This window comes from Streptomyces sp. DS1-CR2 (assembly GCF_055760475.1).
On sequence record NZ_CM147085.1, the window covers coordinates 1,241,694 to 1,256,104 of the forward strand.

At 69.4% G+C, this 14,411-nt stretch carries 14 protein-coding genes and 1 pseudogene; 10 read left to right on the forward strand and 5 right to left on the reverse strand.

Annotation, left to right across the window (positions count from 1 at the left end; translation table 11 throughout):
- The first annotated feature begins 71 nt into the window (after positions 1-71).
- On the forward strand, positions 72-914 hold the full coding sequence (locus ACY0PA_RS06185) for a DUF1206 domain-containing protein (RefSeq protein WP_473083715.1): 843 nt from the start codon (positions 72-74) through the stop codon (positions 912-914).
- A gap of 351 nt (positions 915-1,265) precedes the next feature.
- On the opposite strand, the gene ACY0PA_RS06190 is transcribed toward ACY0PA_RS06185, so the two are convergent.
- Together ACY0PA_RS06190 and ACY0PA_RS06195 are read right to left on the reverse strand one after the other, a co-directional pair.
- Positions 1,266-2,786: a catalase gene (locus ACY0PA_RS06190; RefSeq protein ID WP_473083716.1), complete on the reverse strand. Its 1,521-nt coding sequence runs from the start codon at positions 2,784-2,786 to the stop codon at positions 1,266-1,268.
- A gap of 263 nt (positions 2,787-3,049) precedes the next feature.
- Positions 3,050-3,241, reverse strand: a pseudogene (locus ACY0PA_RS06195) (thiamine pyrophosphate-dependent enzyme); the annotation flags it as partial.
- Between the two features lie 222 nt (positions 3,242-3,463).
- On the opposite strand from ACY0PA_RS06195, the gene ACY0PA_RS06200 reads away from it, so the two are divergent.
- The 7 genes from ACY0PA_RS06200 to ACY0PA_RS06230 all read left to right on the forward strand — a co-directional run bounded on the left by ACY0PA_RS06200 (position 3,464) and on the right by ACY0PA_RS06230 (position 8,099).
- Positions 3,464-3,670 carry a hypothetical protein gene (locus ACY0PA_RS06200; RefSeq protein WP_473083717.1) on the forward strand — a complete coding sequence of 69 codons (207 nt, stop codon included), beginning with the start codon at positions 3,464-3,466 and terminating at the stop codon, positions 3,668-3,670.
- 148 nt (positions 3,671-3,818) lie between these two features.
- Positions 3,819-4,289 carry an MrpF/PhaF family protein gene (locus ACY0PA_RS06205; RefSeq protein ID WP_473083718.1) on the forward strand — a complete coding sequence of 157 codons (471 nt, stop codon included), beginning with the start codon at positions 3,819-3,821 and terminating at the stop codon, positions 4,287-4,289.
- Entirely contained in the window at positions 4,282-4,551 is a 270-nt protein-coding gene (locus ACY0PA_RS06210; RefSeq protein ID WP_454398260.1) for a hydrogenase subunit MbhD domain-containing protein, read from the forward strand. The genes ACY0PA_RS06205 and ACY0PA_RS06210 overlap by 8 nt, the downstream gene beginning before the upstream one ends.
- Positions 4,548-5,321 (forward strand): MnhB domain-containing protein, encoded by a 774-nt coding sequence (locus ACY0PA_RS06215; protein WP_473083719.1) that lies wholly within the window; start codon positions 4,548-4,550, stop codon positions 5,319-5,321. Before ACY0PA_RS06210 ends, ACY0PA_RS06215 begins: the two co-directional genes overlap by 4 nt.
- A complete protein-coding gene (locus ACY0PA_RS06220) occupies positions 5,318-5,665 on the forward strand; it encodes a sodium:proton antiporter (protein WP_473083720.1) in 348 nt (115 codons plus the stop codon). The genes ACY0PA_RS06215 and ACY0PA_RS06220 overlap by 4 nt, the downstream gene beginning before the upstream one ends.
- Entirely contained in the window at positions 5,662-7,473 is a 1,812-nt protein-coding gene (locus ACY0PA_RS06225) for a complex I subunit 5 family protein (protein WP_473083721.1), read from the forward strand. Before ACY0PA_RS06220 ends, ACY0PA_RS06225 begins: the two co-directional genes overlap by 4 nt.
- Before the next feature lie 89 nt (positions 7,474-7,562).
- Positions 7,563-8,099, forward strand: coding sequence for a cysteine hydrolase family protein (locus ACY0PA_RS06230; RefSeq protein ID WP_473083722.1), 537 nt, complete (start codon positions 7,563-7,565; stop codon positions 8,097-8,099).
- A 39-nt stretch (positions 8,100-8,138) separates the two neighbouring features.
- Here the strand turns inward: ACY0PA_RS06230 and ACY0PA_RS06235 are convergent, their stop codons facing one another.
- Complete coding sequence (locus tag ACY0PA_RS06235; RefSeq protein ID WP_473083723.1) at positions 8,139-8,285, reverse strand: hypothetical protein; 147 nt, start codon at positions 8,283-8,285, stop codon at positions 8,139-8,141.
- On the opposite strand from ACY0PA_RS06235, the gene ACY0PA_RS06240 reads away from it, so the two are divergent.
- A complete protein-coding gene (locus tag ACY0PA_RS06240; protein ID WP_473083724.1) occupies positions 8,284-8,739 on the forward strand; it encodes a universal stress protein in 456 nt (151 codons plus the stop codon). The genes ACY0PA_RS06235 and ACY0PA_RS06240 overlap by 2 nt on opposite strands.
- Positions 8,740-9,475: 736 nt before the next feature.
- On the opposite strand, the gene ACY0PA_RS06245 is transcribed toward ACY0PA_RS06240, so the two are convergent.
- The gene (locus ACY0PA_RS06245) at positions 9,476-10,570 is read right to left on the reverse strand and encodes a glutamate--cysteine ligase (RefSeq protein ID WP_473086247.1); all 1,095 of its coding nucleotides are present in this window, start codon (positions 10,568-10,570) and stop codon (positions 9,476-9,478) included.
- 278 nt (positions 10,571-10,848) lie between these two features.
- Entirely contained in the window at positions 10,849-11,103 is a 255-nt protein-coding gene (locus ACY0PA_RS06250) for a CsbD family protein (protein ID WP_473083725.1), read from the reverse strand.
- A 180-nt stretch (positions 11,104-11,283) separates the two neighbouring features.
- Between ACY0PA_RS06250 and ACY0PA_RS06255 the strand changes: the two genes are divergently transcribed.
- Positions 11,284-14,382: an FAD-binding and (Fe-S)-binding domain-containing protein gene (locus ACY0PA_RS06255; RefSeq protein ID WP_473086248.1), complete on the forward strand. Its 3,099-nt coding sequence runs from the start codon at positions 11,284-11,286 to the stop codon at positions 14,380-14,382.
- The last annotated feature ends 29 nt before the right edge of the window (positions 14,383-14,411 follow it).

Below are 14,411 nucleotides of genomic sequence, written 5' to 3' on the forward strand. Positions count from 1 at the left end.
GCGTAAGTGAGGAAGGCACGACTCGGGAATGTGCCAGGGGTCGGCTCCTCCAGCGGGGGCAGGCGGTGGATATGACTCCTGGATCGGCAGCGGCACGCGGACGCGGTCAGGCGCAACGCGCCGCGAACAGCACGGCAGTTGCGGCGGCAGCCCGTGCAGGCTTCGTCGCTCGCGGCATCATCTACGTCCTGATCGGCGTACTCTCGCTGCGGATCTCCTTCTCGGGCGACGGTGGCAAGCAGGCGGACCGGGGCGGAGCCGTCGCCGAGATCGCGGGCAAGCCCTTCGGTGCCGCTCTGCTCTGGCTGCTCGGCACAGCCCTGGCGGGTATGGCCCTGTGGAGGCTGTCCGGGGCTGCGTTTGGCCAGGCAGGGCCCGATGGCAAGAGGGCGAGCAAGCGGGCGATGGCCGGAGGCCGTTGTGTCTTCTACGGATTCGTCTCGTACTCCGTGCTGTCCTACGCCGCCGGCGACAAGCGCAGCGGGAGCGGAAACTCGGACGAGAACTCCCGCGACGTCACGGCGAAGGCCCTGGATTGGCCGGCAGGCCAGTGGATCGTCGCCATCGCCGGAGCCGCGGTGGCCGCGGCCGGTGTATGGATCGTAGTGAGGGCCCTCCGGCGCAAATTCCAAGAGCACCTGCAGATGTCCCGGGTGTCACCGAAGACCCGTCAGATGGTCACTGTGCTTGGGGTGTTCGGCGGAACGGTTCGGGGCGTCACCTTCGCTGTCGCGGGCGGCTTCGCCCTCACGGCGGCCGTCCAGCACAAGCCCGGCAAGGCCAAAGGTATGGACGACACTCTGCGCTCTTTCGCGGATACACCTGTCGGTCCCTGGCTCCTGGTGTTCATCGCGGTAGGCCTAGTGGCTTTCGGGGTGTTCTCCTGGGCCGGCGCCCGCTGGCGAACGCTCTGATGCTTGACATGCACCTCGGGCTGAAGCCCGAGGATTCTGGCCGTCCCACGGGCTGCTGTGCCGCCGCGCGGTACGGCTTCCTGAGGATTTGGGCCCGTCACGGTGTCCGCAGGTCGAGCACACGTGGCTGCACATGTCGGTCGGAGTCGTAGGCAGGCACGGCCCAGGGCCTTTCCCGGCAAGATCCGCCGGAAAGGCCCTGGGGGTGGTCCACCGCCGTCGCCCATCCGCCCGCCGAAGGCTCCTCCTCCGCGTCGGCTGGTGATTCAAAGAACTGCGCTTCGTCGGTGGTTCACACTGTCCTGTCACTCCGGCTCAGGCGTGCCAGTCGCAGGATCGCTGGAAGCCCGCTCAGGCTTTGCGCTGCATGCTGCTCCGGGCAGGGTTGGCCTGCTCCGTCGCCTTGGGGTCCTTCTCGTCCGCCTTGGCGCGCACGCCCTTCTGGATGCGCTCGCCGACGGACTTGTCGATGTTGGACCAGTACTCGAAGGCCCTGGCGAGAACGGGTTCACTCACCCCGTTGAGCAGGTGCCCGACGACGTTGTCCACGAGACGGTCGCGCGCGGCGTCGTCAAGGACCTCGCGCACCAGCGTGCCCGGCTGGCCCCAGTCGTCGTCATCGGCATGGTCGACGTACGCGGCGCGCGTGATGTCGCCGTCCGCGTGCCAGGTGGGCGGCGCGTAACGGTCCGTGTCGGCTGCCGGGCCACCCTTGGAGTTGGGGGCGTAGACCGGGTCCTGGGTATTGCGGTACGCCATGGCTCCGTCTTTGGAGTATGTGTTCAGCGGCGCGATGGGAGCGTTGACCGGAAGCTGCTGGTAGTTGCCGCCGATGCGGTGACGGTGCGCGTCGGCGTAGGAGAAGAGTCGCGCCAGCAGCATGCGGTCGGGGCTGGGGCCGATGCCGGGGACGAAGTTGTTGGGCTGGAACGCGGCCTGTTCGATCTCGGCGTGATTGTCCGTGGGATTGCGGTCGAGGGTCATCCTGCCGACCTCGATCAGCGGGTAGTCCCTGTGCGGCCACACCTTGGTCAGGTCGAACGGGTTGAAGCGGTAGGTGGCCGCATCCTCGTACGGCATGACCTGCACGTTCAGCGTCCAGCTCGGATACTCGCCGTCCCGGATGTGCTCGAAGAGATCCCGGGTGTGGTAGTCGGTGTCGACCGCGCACATCTGGTCACCCTCGTCCTGGGTGAAGAACTCGATGCCCTGGTCGGTCTTGAAGTGGTACTTCACCCAGAACCGCTCGTCCTGCGCATTGATCCACATGTACGTGTGCGAGGTGTAGCCGTTCATGTGGCGCCAGGAGCGCGGGATGCCCCGGTCGCTCATGAGCCACGTGACCTGGTGCGCGGACTCGGGTGAGAGGGTCCAGAAGTCCCACTGCATGTCGTGGTCGCGGAGGTTGTTGTCCGCACGGCGCTTCTGGGAGCGGATGAAGTGCTGGAACTTCATCGGGTCCTTCACGAAGAAGACCGGGGTGTTGTTCCCGACCATGTCGTAGTTGCCCTCGGTGGTGTAGAACTTCACCGCGAATCCGCGCGGGTCACGCCAGGTGTCCGGGCTCCCGCGCTCGCCGGCGACGGTCGAGAACCGGATCACCAGCTCGGTGCGTGTGCCCGGCTGGAAGACCGCGGCCTTCGTGTAGGCGCTGACGTCTCCGGTGACTTCGAAGTGGCCGAAGGCGCCGCTGCCCTTGGCGTGCGGCTGCCGCTCAGGAATGCGCTCCCGGTTGAACTGCGCCATCTGCTCGATCAGATAGGAGTCCTGCAGGAGGATCGGGCCACCGGCGCCGACGGTGAGCGAGTGTTCGTCGCTCTCGACCGGACCGCCGGCATCCGTGGTGGTCGCCTTGCCTGTGACGTCATTCATGAGCAACGTGTGCCTTTCGATCGGTGTGTTCGGCGCCCCGCGAGGTCGGGCCCACTGCTACAGAGAGACACGGCGGGGCAGCTTCGCGGCCTATCGGCAGATACGTGGGCGTACCGGTCCACATCCAGCCTGCGGCTTTTCTGCTCATTCGGCGCTTTTTCCTGCTCCGCCCTCCCGCTGGGTGATCTCTCGGCGGTCGGGGTCCGGGTGGCCTCGTTCACGCCGCCGAAACGTGTCGGGGCCCCGGTTTCCCGGGTCTGAGGTCAGCGTCCGCCGGGACGGGTGAGGTTCTTGCGGATCTTGGCGATGGCGAAGCCCCAGCCCTGCTGGACGGTCGGCTTGGCGGGCACGGCGATCTCCTCCGGGTTGGTGAGAACGTCCACGAGGACCGGTCCCGGCGTGGCGAAGGCCCGGCTGACACGCTCGGCCAGGTCCTCGGCCCGGCTCACCCGGATGCAGGTGATGGAGGCCGAAGGCAGCCGTCCGATCCGCTCCTCCGGTGTTCGAGCGGGAGCCGGCCAGGACCCGCTGGTTCATCTTCCTCGGCCCGAGCCCGGCGGGACTGCCGCAGCGCGCTGCGCGCACCGTTGACGCCGTCACCGGCCAGGTTGACGCGGCGTCGCACAGCTGCATGAGAGCCTGGCGGCCGGGCACCCGGTGCGGCGGGAGGTGGACTCATGGTTCGTGCCGGCGCGGGCTTTGCGGCAGTGCGCGGGTCAGCTGAAGTGGTCGGCTGGTGGCTGGTGTTGACGGGGCTCTGGCTCGTGCTGGTCTCCCGCGTCGACCTTCTGGAGTGGGTGGTCGGCTCGTCCGCCGCTCTCTGCGCAGCCTTCGCCGCGCGCGCGGCGCGCCTCGCCGCGGCCAGGCGGAGCGAGTCGTCATGAAGCCCCATTCGCCCCCGCGTTCCGCCCTTGGCGTCCCCCTTCAACTCATCCTTCGATTCGCCCCTCGGCTCGCCCTTCAATTCGTCATCCCGTTCGTCATCCAACGCCTCCTTCCCGACGGTGGTGTCCCTGGGCCAGAGCGGACTCCATGAACGCCTGGCTTGTCGCGGCCGCAGCCCTGCTCGCACTCGGTGTGGCCCCGGCCCTCTGGGGCGCGACCACCGGGCCCGTCCGGCGCCGCGTCGTCGCGCAGAACCTCGCGACGCTCCTCGTGTGCCTGGTCATGCTGTTGCTCGCGCAGGGCTATGCCCGCACCTCGTACATCGATCTGGCACTCGCCCTGGCGGTCCTCGGGCCGGCCGGAACGCTCGTCTACGCACGTCTGCTCGCCGACGAGCTGGCCGCCGAACCGCCCACGGTCCGTGTCACGCGCATCATGACGGGCCTCGCAGTGGCCGCCCCGGCGCTCGTCATCCTGCCGCTCTGCGTGGCGACGGGGCCGGGCCGCGCCCTCGTGAAACTGCTGGTCATCGGGGCGCTGCTGATTGCGGGTAACACCGTCGCGGGCCGGGCGGTGTCGAGGAAGGTGTCCATGTCACGGAAGGCACACGATGGCTGACCTTCTTGTCGCCCTGGCGCTCGCGCTCGTCGTCGCCGCCGCGACAGCCGCCGTCCTGACGCGCGACCCGGCCCGTCAGGCGCTCGTGCTGGCCCTGCTCGGGCTCGCGTTCGCGGTCCTGTTCACCGTTCTGCAGGCTCCGGACGTGGCGCTCTCGCAGCTCGCGGTCGGCTCCGCGATGACGCCGCTGATGCTCCTGCTCGCCGTCCGCAAGGTGCGCGGCAGGAGTCGGCGTGGCGGCCGGGAAGGACGGTCCGAGTGAGCAGGAAGGCCCGGCTGTGGCTGCTGTTGGCGGGCGGTCTCGGTGTGGCCGTTCTCTTCGCCTGCGCCGCGTTCGACATGCCCCACTTCGGAGGCCGCTCGCATCCTTACGGCGAGCGCGCCGTCCGAAGTGCCCTCGCGCGGCACACCGCCAACGTCATCTCCTCCGTCAACTTCGACCAACGCGCCTTCGACACCCTCGGCGAGGAATCCATCCTGTTCACCGCCGTCCTCGGCACCGTCGTCCTGCTCCGCGAGACACGCGACGAGCACACCGAACCGCCCGAAACCGTCCACGTCGACCCGCCCGTGCGCCGCTACGCGCTGATCGCCCTCCCCGTCACCCTGCTCATCGGCCTCTACGTCATCGCGCACGGCCAGCTGAGCCCTGGCGGTGGCTTCCAGGGCGGCGTCATCGTGGCGACCGCCCTGCACCTCCTCTACGTCGCCGTCGACTACAAGGCGCTGGAACGCATCCGACCGGCGGCCGCGTACGCGGTCGCGGACGCCGCGGGCGAGGCCGCCTACGTCCTGCTCGGCGCGGCGGGGCTGTTGGCCGGGTCGGCGTTCCTGGACAACTTCCTGCCGTACGGCACGTTCAACACCCTGTCCTCCGGCGGAACCGTCCCGCTCCTGAACGCCGCGATCGGTGTGGAGGTGGCCGCAGCGATCGTCGTGCTGCTCGCCCGGTTCCTCGACCAGGCCCTGGAGATCGAGAGCCACGGTCGGGCCGGGACCGGGCGAAAGAACGGGGAGGGCGGCCGGTCGTGAGTGTGCTGCCCTATCTCACCGCGGGCTGGATCTTCCTGGTCGGCTGCTACGGGCTGGCCACGAGCCGCAACCTCATCCACGCGGTCGGTTGCCTTTCCGTGTGCCAGAGCTCGACATACGTACTGCTGCTCGCGGTGGGCTACCGGCGAGGCGGCACCGCTCCCGTCTTCTCCGACATCACGCCCGGGTCCCGCCCCGTCGTCGACCCGGTCGTCCAGGCGCTCACCCTGACGGACGTCGTCGTGGGCGCCACCGTCACCGCGCTGCTGCTCGCCCTCGTCATCCAGACCGCCAAACGGCACGGCACCGTCGACCCGGACGAACTGTCGGAGCTACGAGGATGACAGCCCCACAGCTGCTGCCCTTGATCGTGGCCACACCGCTCCTCGGTGCGGCGCTCCTGGTCGCGGCGGGCCGGCGGCTGCCCAGGTTCGCCGCCGAGGTGATGGGCTTCATCTTCTCCGCGGGAGCGGCCGCGTGGGCCGTCGCAGTCCTCGTACGGGCGCCGTCGGCGGGCTCGCGTGCCGTCGAATGGATGGGCGGCTGGCGGCCCCGCAACGGGGTGAGCGTGGGAATCGTGCTCGTCGGCGACCGCGTCGGCGTCGGTCTCGCCGCGCTCGTCTCCGCCCTCGTGGTCGCGGCACTCGCCTATTCGTGGCGGTACTTCGACGAACCCCCGCACCAGCACGCGGGCTCGTTCCCCGCGCTCATTCTGCTGTTCCAGGCGGGCATGTGCGGCTTCGTCCTCACCGGCGACCTCTTCAACGCGTTCGTTTTCTTCGAACTCATGGGCGTCGTCGCCTACGCCCTGACCGGCTACCGGGTCGAGGAAGCCCGGGCGGTACAGGGCGCGTTGACGTTCGGCATCGTCAACTCCCTCGGCGGCTACACCACTCTGCTCGGCATCGGTCTGCTCTACGGACGCACGGGCGAGCTCGGTCTCGCGCAGATCGGCGGCCGCCTCGACGCGCACCCGCACGACGCCCGCCCCGACGCCCTGGTCCTGGCCGCCTTCGTCCTGGTCGTCACCGGGCTCCTCATCAAGGCGGCGGCGGTGCCGTTCCAGTTCTGGCTTCCCGATGCACATGCCGTCGCGCCGACGCCCGTCTGCCTCCTGCTGTCAGGCGTCATGGTCGAGCTCGGCGTCTACGGCACGGGACGTGTCTACTGGACCGTGTTCGCGGGCCCCGGTGGCGTGCCGGGGCCCGACGTGCACCGCGCGCTGCTCACCCTGGGCGTGGTGACGGCCCTCGTGGGCGCCGTGATGTGCTGGCAACAACGCCACCTCAAGCGACTGCTCGCCTACTCCAGCGTCTCCCACACGGGGCTGTTCCTCATCGGGATCTCGCTCCTCACTCCGGAGGGCCTCGACGGGACCATCCTCTACGTACTCGCCCATGCGGGAGCGAAAGCCGGGCTCTTCGCCTGTACGGGCATCCTCCTCGATCGTTTCAGCAGCGTCGATGAACACGAGCTGCACGGCCAGGGCCGCCAACTCCCTGTCGTGGGCGCCCTTTTCACGGTCGGTGGTCTGGCACTCGCCGGGCTGCCGCCCTTCGGTACGAGCCTGGGCAAGGCAGTCTCCGAGGAGGCTGCCGGGGCGTGGCCGACCGTCGTCTTCGTCATCGCCTCCGCACTCACGGGAGGAGCGGTGCTGCGGGCCTCGGCGCGGGTCTTCCTGGGCTGGGGGCCGCGCCCGTCAGGTGACGTGGAGACCACGACCGGCAAGGACGAGGAACCGGAGACACGCGGGCGGTTGCGGCGCATCCCGGACCCCATGCTCGCCGTGCCCGCGCTCCTCCTGGCGGGTGCGCTGGCGGTCGGGGTGGTGCCGGCTCTGTGGCCGGCCGTCCGCACAGCGTCCGACGCGTTCACCGACCACGCCGGATATAGGGCGGCCGCCCTGCTTACGGGTGAGGCGGCAGCCCCGCCGGCCACACCCGCCCCGCACTGGACGGCCATCGGCGTCGCCCTCGGCCTGCTCTCCTCGGTACTGGCACTCGCTCTCGCCTGGTCGGCGGTGCGCCGACCCGCGTCCGACGAACCGTCCAGGTGGGTCGCGCCCCTCCTCCGCCTCCAGTCGGGCCACCTGGGCGACTACGTCGCGTTCACGCTGGCGGGGATCACGCTGCTGACCGTGCTCCTGTGGTGACGAACGGGCGGCACGGTCAGCGCCTGTACGGGGGCACCGCGGGCGCGTGAACAGGCGCAGCCGGGGCAACTGTCGGCACAGTAGAAGTCATGGGAAAGACCGCGGTCATCGTCATCGACATGATCAACACGTATGACCACGCCGACGCCGACCTGCTGCTCCCCGCTGCCGAGGAGGCTCTGCCCGCCATCGTGAGGCTGCTCGAGAACGCCCGCCGACACGATGTTCCCGTCATCTACGCCAACGACAACTTCGGGCAGTGGCGGTCCCACCACGGGGAGATCCTGGAAACGGCTCTCGCGGGGCCGCACGCCGACCTCGTCCGCCCTCTCGGCCCTGACCAGGAGTCGCTGTTCGTCGTCAAGGCACGTCATTCCATCTTCTTCGAGACGCCGCTCAGCTATCTCCTGAGGCAGCAGGGGATCGAGCATGTCGTGCTGTGCGGGCAGGTCACCGAGCAGTGCGTCCTGTATTCGGCGCTCGACGCCCACATCCGGCACCTGGACGTCACGGTCCCCCGCGACGCGGTCGCCCACATCCACGAGGACCTGGCCGACGCGGCTCTGCGGATGATGGAACGGAACATGGGCGCCAACATCCGGGTCACCGACGATCTCGAGTTCTGACGCCGTCCGGGCGCCCGCATCAGGATGAGGTTCTCCGCATCAGTACCGTTCGATCCAGCGCTGTACGACCCAGTCGCCGACGACGAACATCCGCGCCATCGCTTCACCACGTACGCCGCCTGGCAACTCTCTGCGACTGCCGGCGGCAGGTGCGGGTACTTGGGCCTCGAAGGAGGGATCGGTCATGGCTGACGGCCTCGAGCGGACCCCACGTGTCGTGGTGGGTGTCGATGGTTCCGCGGACTCGGCCGGGGCACTGCAGTGGGCGTGCCGCTATGCGCGCCTCATCGGAGCGACGGTGGACGCGGTGGCGGCCTACGAGATTCCCGGCACAGCGGCGTTGTCGGCTCCAGCAGTGGAGGCCGGCTTCGACGAAGGGCAGATCAGGGAAGCGGTGACCGACGAGATCCGCAGCGTCGTCAGCCGGGAAGACGACCCCGTGGAAGTGGAGCAGCGCATCGTGCGCGGCAACGCCGCCAGCGTTCTGATCCAGGCGTCCGAAGGGGCTGAGCTGCTGGTCGTGGGCAGCCGGGGCAGAGGCGGTTTCGCCCGTCTCCTGCTGGACTCCGTCAGCAATGTGTGCGCCCATCACGCGTCCTGCCCGGTGGTGATCATCCGCCCGTCCGTGATGAGCGAGTGAGCGGTCGTGCCCGTCCCATAGGGCAGGGGCACCAGAAGCTCTCCCCCACTCGTCCGCAGTGCCGCCTGCATGTCCAGGCGGTGCGCTGCGGCAGTCAGGTGACCGGCTCAGGCGGCGGGACCGGGCCGGGCAGGGGGCCCGGTTCCGGATGCGGCTCGGGCCTCGGGGCGGGTGGTGGCTGTGGGTCGGGTTCGGGCTGTGGCGGCGCCGGCGGCACGGGGTCCGGTCCCGGAGCGGGAACGGGGCCGGGGAGCGGGCCGGGCTGCGGTCCGGGTCCGGGCGCCGGAGTCGGATTGGGAGGCACGGGATCGTTGGGAGGTGTGCCCATGATGACCATCTCGGCTCTAGATGTATTGCCTGGGAGCAGCCCCGGACGGAGGCGCCGGTGGAGGAAGCGGTCCGGGTTCTCCATCCGGTTCGGGCGCAGGCGGGGGTTTCGGCGCCGGGGCGTGGGGATCGACCGGGAAAGGGTGCGTAGGGGGCGCCGGGAGCGGGTTTGGGCTCGGTGGGAAGGGATGGGTCGGCGGCCCCGCATTCATGTGGTTCATGGTGGGCCCCCTTCCAAGCAGGTGAGAGCCATCCATGTATCGACTGCCCTATTGCGCGTTTCCGAATCGGCAGTCGCGGACGCGATATGGCTGCGGACGGCCGAGCGGCGGCAGTAGATCTGTCCGGACCGCATCACGTGGATGTCGCACATGCCGGCGCGCCCTCAGCCGACGGAGGCGATCAGCGCTCAGTCCGCCGTGGTCTCGGCGATGATCATGTCGGTGACTGCCCGCATGTCTCCGTCCTCCAAGGCACGCCGCTGTCGGTCCGAGGCCGTGCCCTCGCGCAGGAGGCGGTGCATGAGTGCGGCGACCTCACGGTTGTCGCCCGCCTCCAGGAGTGCGGGCGTGATGCGATCCGTCAGCTGGGACAAGACGTCCCCGACGCTACGGAGTCTTCCTTCGGCGTCCACCAGCGATCCGCCGAGCCCGTGGAGGGCAGCGTGCCAGTTCATCGCCTGCAGCAGTTCCGGCGGGCAAGGTGGTACGGGGGCGCCCCCGTCCATGATCGCGGTGGCGACCAGCGCGCGGACGATCCCGGTAATCATGACCGCCTCGTCCGCCCGGAGCTGGACGTCCGGGCAGCGCACCTCCACGGTCGCAGAGTGGCTTGAAAGACGGGCCTGCCAGAAGATCTGGCCCAAGTCCGTGATCACGCCGCAGGAGAGGAGTTGCTGGACACGCTGCTCATGGTCGGCGAGGCCGTCGAAGTGTGGCGACGGACCGCTCACCGGCCACCGCCCGAACACGACCGTCCGCCAGCTGGCGAACCCGGTGTCCTGTCCGGCCCAGAAGGGCGAGTTGGCGGCCATGGCGACGACGACCGGAAGCCACAGCCGGATGCGGTTCAACACGGCGACGCCGATCTCCGGATCGGACACCGCGACGTTCACCTGCATGCCGCACACCAACTGCTCGGACGCCAGCTGCGCAGAGGTCGCACGCACGGCGTGGTAGCGCGGCAGGTTCGTCACCGGCGGCGGCTCCACCTCCTTGAGCGGCGGCGTGGCACAGGCGGCGAGACGGCAGCCGCGGCTCTCCGCCGCGCGCCCCAAGGCGTGGCGCAGTCGCAGCAAGTGACCCCCCACCTCGTCGAGGTCGGCGCACCCCGGGGTGACCACCTCGATCTGAGCCTGAGTCAGCTCCGCCCGGATCTCACGTTCTTCCGCGATCGGTTCGAGCCCGGCGGCGCCGCGCACTTGATCCGCCTTCGGCGCCGGTAGGCCGGTGTCGGCGTCAAGCAGCAGATATTCCTCTTTCACACCGACCGGGAGCCGGCTCACCGCGCCACCGCTGTTGTCGCCGGCACGGACGACCGCGTCCGCCCCCCGCTGCGGCGGCCGCACCGGGGCAGCCGGGCCGTGAGAAGTAGCCATGACGACGTCCTTCCGTACACCCCCAACGGGGCCGACTGCCAGGCGAGTACCCCCGGCGCCTTCCCTCACGCATTCGGACATTCGACACGGCAGCAACAGCGGCACACACTCCGGCCCAGGGTCACGGGGCATCCTGAGCCGGTCGCACGGCGCCGTGCGACCGGCTCAGAAGTAGTTGGTTTCCCTCAGCGGTGGAAGGCGTCCTTCGCCTTCTCCTTGGCCTGGCGCGCGTACCCCTTGATCTTCTCCCCACGACCTTCGGCCGTCGTCTCGTGACTCCCTGTGACGCGCCCGACCGCTTCCTTCATCCTTCCCTTCATCTGTTCCTTCTTGGCTTTGGCCTTCTCGCTCCCAGACACATCGTTCTCCCATTCCGCCCCGTCGAGGCAGGTTCTCCCTGCGTTGCCCTCGTCGCGAGTACCCCTCTTGCGCGTGGTCACGCGCAGGATCTGGCCGCGGATGAATGGTCTCCGAGCAGGTTTCTCCACGTGCTTCGGGGATACCCGAGCCTCAGTGTTCGCACGACCCGTTGCACGCTGCGGGAGGCCGTGCGGTCCGGCTCATGCGCGCCGGCGGTCGAGCGCTTCCGGAGGTCCGAGCCCATGGACAGGGATGAAGGCATGCCGCCGAACCGACCTGTGGACAGGGCGGCTGCACCGGCTGCCACCGAGGTCGCCGCGCCGGCGGACCTGACGGCGCTGGAAGAGGCGCTGCGTGGCCGTGTCGAAGGCGAGGTGCTCTTCGACGCGGGCACGCGCGGTGCCTACGCCACGGACGGATCGAACTATCGGCAGGTGCCCATCGCAGTGGTGGTGCCGCGCAGCATCGAGGCGGGGGCCGAGGCCGTTTCGGTGTGCGCCGGATTCGACGTGCCCGTGTTGTCACGGGGCGGCGGAACCAGCCTGGGCGGCCAGTGCACCAACACCGCCGTCGTCATCGACTGGACGAAGTACTGCCATCGGCTGCTGTCGGTCGACCCCGAGGCCAGGACCTGCGTGGTCGAGCCAGGAATCGTGCTGGACGAGCTCAACCGGCAAGTGTCCCAGCACGGCCTGAAGTTCGGTCCGAAACCTGCCACGCACAGCCACTGCACCCTGGGCGGAATGATCGGCAACAACTCGTGCGGCGGATCGGCGCAGGCCTACGGGAAGACCGTGGACAACGTACGTCGCCTGGAGATCCTGACCTACGACGGAACGCGCTGCTGGGTGGGCCCCACCTCGAACGAGGAGTTCGAGGAGCTCGTCGCCGAGGGCGGGTCGGAAGTCGACCTCTACCGGGGGCTCCGGCAGTTCGTCGAACGCCACCTTGCCGAGATCCGCCAGGGCTTCCCCAAGATTCCCCGGCGCGTCTCCGGCTACAACCTCGACTCACTCCTGCCGGAGAACGGCTTCGACGTGGCCAGGGCCCTGGTGGGCAGCGAGGGCACTCTGGTGACAGTGCTGCGCGCCGAGCTGGACCTGGTGCCCGTTCCCCCGTACGAGGCCATGGTGGTCCTTGGCTACGACGACATCTGTGCGGCGGCCGATGACGTGCCACGGATTTTGGCCCGCAGCGACCCCGAGCTGCTGGAGGCGCTCGACGGACGAATGGCGCAGTTGATGCGCGAGGAAAGCGCCTACCTGGACTCCCTGGACCGCTTCCCGCAGGGCGAGAGCTGGCTGCTGGTCCAGTTCAGCGGGCAGAGCCGGGACAAGGCCGACGAAAAGGCCCAGGCCCTGCTCGAGTCGCTGGGCCGCAGCGAGAAGGACCCTTCCGTGGCGTTCTCCGACGACATCGCGCGGGAGCACCAACTGCTCAAGGCCCGCGAGGCGGGACTCGGCGTCACCGCCCGGCCGCCCGACGAGCGGGACACGTGGGAGGGCTGGGAGGACTCGGCCGTGCCTCCCGAGCGCCTGGGTGAGTACCTGCGGGACCTCAAGGGGCTCTTCACGGAGTTCGGCTACGGCCGTCCCTCTCTGTACGGGCACTTCGGGCAGGGCTGCGTCCATACTCGTATCCCTTTCGACATGACGAGCGCCGACGGCGTGGCGAGGTTCCGGGACTTCCTCTTCCGTGCGGCTGATCTGGTTGTCTCCTACGGCGGTTCGCTGTCCGGGGAACACGGCGACGGGCAGGCGCGCGGGGAACTGCTGACGCGGATGTTCGGTACGGCGCTGGTGTCGGCATTCGGTGAGATGAAGGCCGTCTTCGACCCTCACAACCGGATGAACCCGGGAAAGGTGGTCGCGCCGAACCGGCTCGACGACAACCTGCGTCTGGGGCCGCACTGGCAGCCGACGACCCACGACACGCACTTCGCCTATTCGGAGGACGATCGCTCCTTCACCCGGGCGGTCATGCGCTGCGTCGGTATCGGGAACTGTCGCTCCCACAAGGGAGGCGTCATGTGTCCCTCGTACCGGGTGACGGGCGAGGAGGAGCACTCGACCCGGGGCCGGGCAAGGCTGCTGTTCGAGATGCTGGAGGGCCACGCCGACTCCCCCGTGACCGGTGGCTGGCGCTCCATGGAGGTCCTGGACGCCCTCGATCTCTGCCTCGCCTGCAAGGGATGCAAGTCGGACTGCCCGACCGGGGTCGACATGGCCACGTACAAGGCCGAGTTCCTCTCCCACCACTATGCCCGCCGCCTTCGGCCCGCCGCGCACTACTCGATGGGATGGCTGCCTGTGTGGGCCCGCCTCTCCCGTCTCGCTCCGTGTGCTGTCAACGCGGCGCTACGGGCGCCTGGGCTCGCTCGGATCGGCAAGCGCGTCGCGGGCCTGGCTCCGGAGCGTGAGGCGCCGGCGTTCGCCGAGGAGTCCTTCGTCGAGTGGTGGACGGCGCGCACCGTCCCGGAGCCGGACCCCGCTGATCCACGGACGGTGGTGCTGTGGCCGGACACCTTCAGTACGTACTTCCACCCGGCGATCGCCAAGTCGGCGGTGCGCGTGCTGGAGGACGCGGGATTCAAGGTCGCTGTCCCCACGCAGGCGGTGTGCTGCGGGCTCACCTGGATATCCACCGGTCAACTGGCCACAGCGAAGGGTGTGTTGGGCCGCACCCTTCGTGTGCTGCGGCCCTGGATCGAGGCAGGCACCCCGGTCGTCGGCCTGGAGCCTTCGTGCACGGCGGTGTTCCGCTCGGACGCGCCGGAGCTTCTGCCGGGCGACGAGGCCGCCGTACGGCTGTCCCGGCAGTTCCGCACGTTTGCCGAACAGCTCGTGAACCACGCCCCCTCCGACTGGCGGCCACCGGCCCTCGCCCGCGCGGCCGTCGTGCAGACGCACTGTCATCAGCACGCCGTGACAAAGTACGACGCCGACCGTGAACTCATGAGGCGCGCCGCCATCCACGCAGACGTCCTGGACGCGGGATGCTGCGGCCTGGCCGGCAACTTCGGATTCGAGCGGGAGCACTTCGAGCTGTCGATGAAGGTCGGCGAGCAGGGCGTCCTGCCCGCTGTCCGGCACAGTGCGCCGAGTTCCGTGATCCTTGCGGACGGCTTCAGTTGCCGCACCCAGATCGAACAGGGCGGCACCGGGCGCCGTGCCCTGCACCTGGCGGAACTTCTGGCGCTCGGCCTCGACGGACCGCTGCCCGCCGACCATCCCGAGAAGCTGACCCACCGCCCGGACGTGTCGTCCCGGTCCGGACGCAGGGCGACAGTCGCCACAGCAGCGACCGCTGCCACCGCCGCCGTCACGGTGGCTGTCGTTCTCCGACGCGTGCGCAGGTGACTCTCCGCCGGCACGGCTCTCCCCCAGAG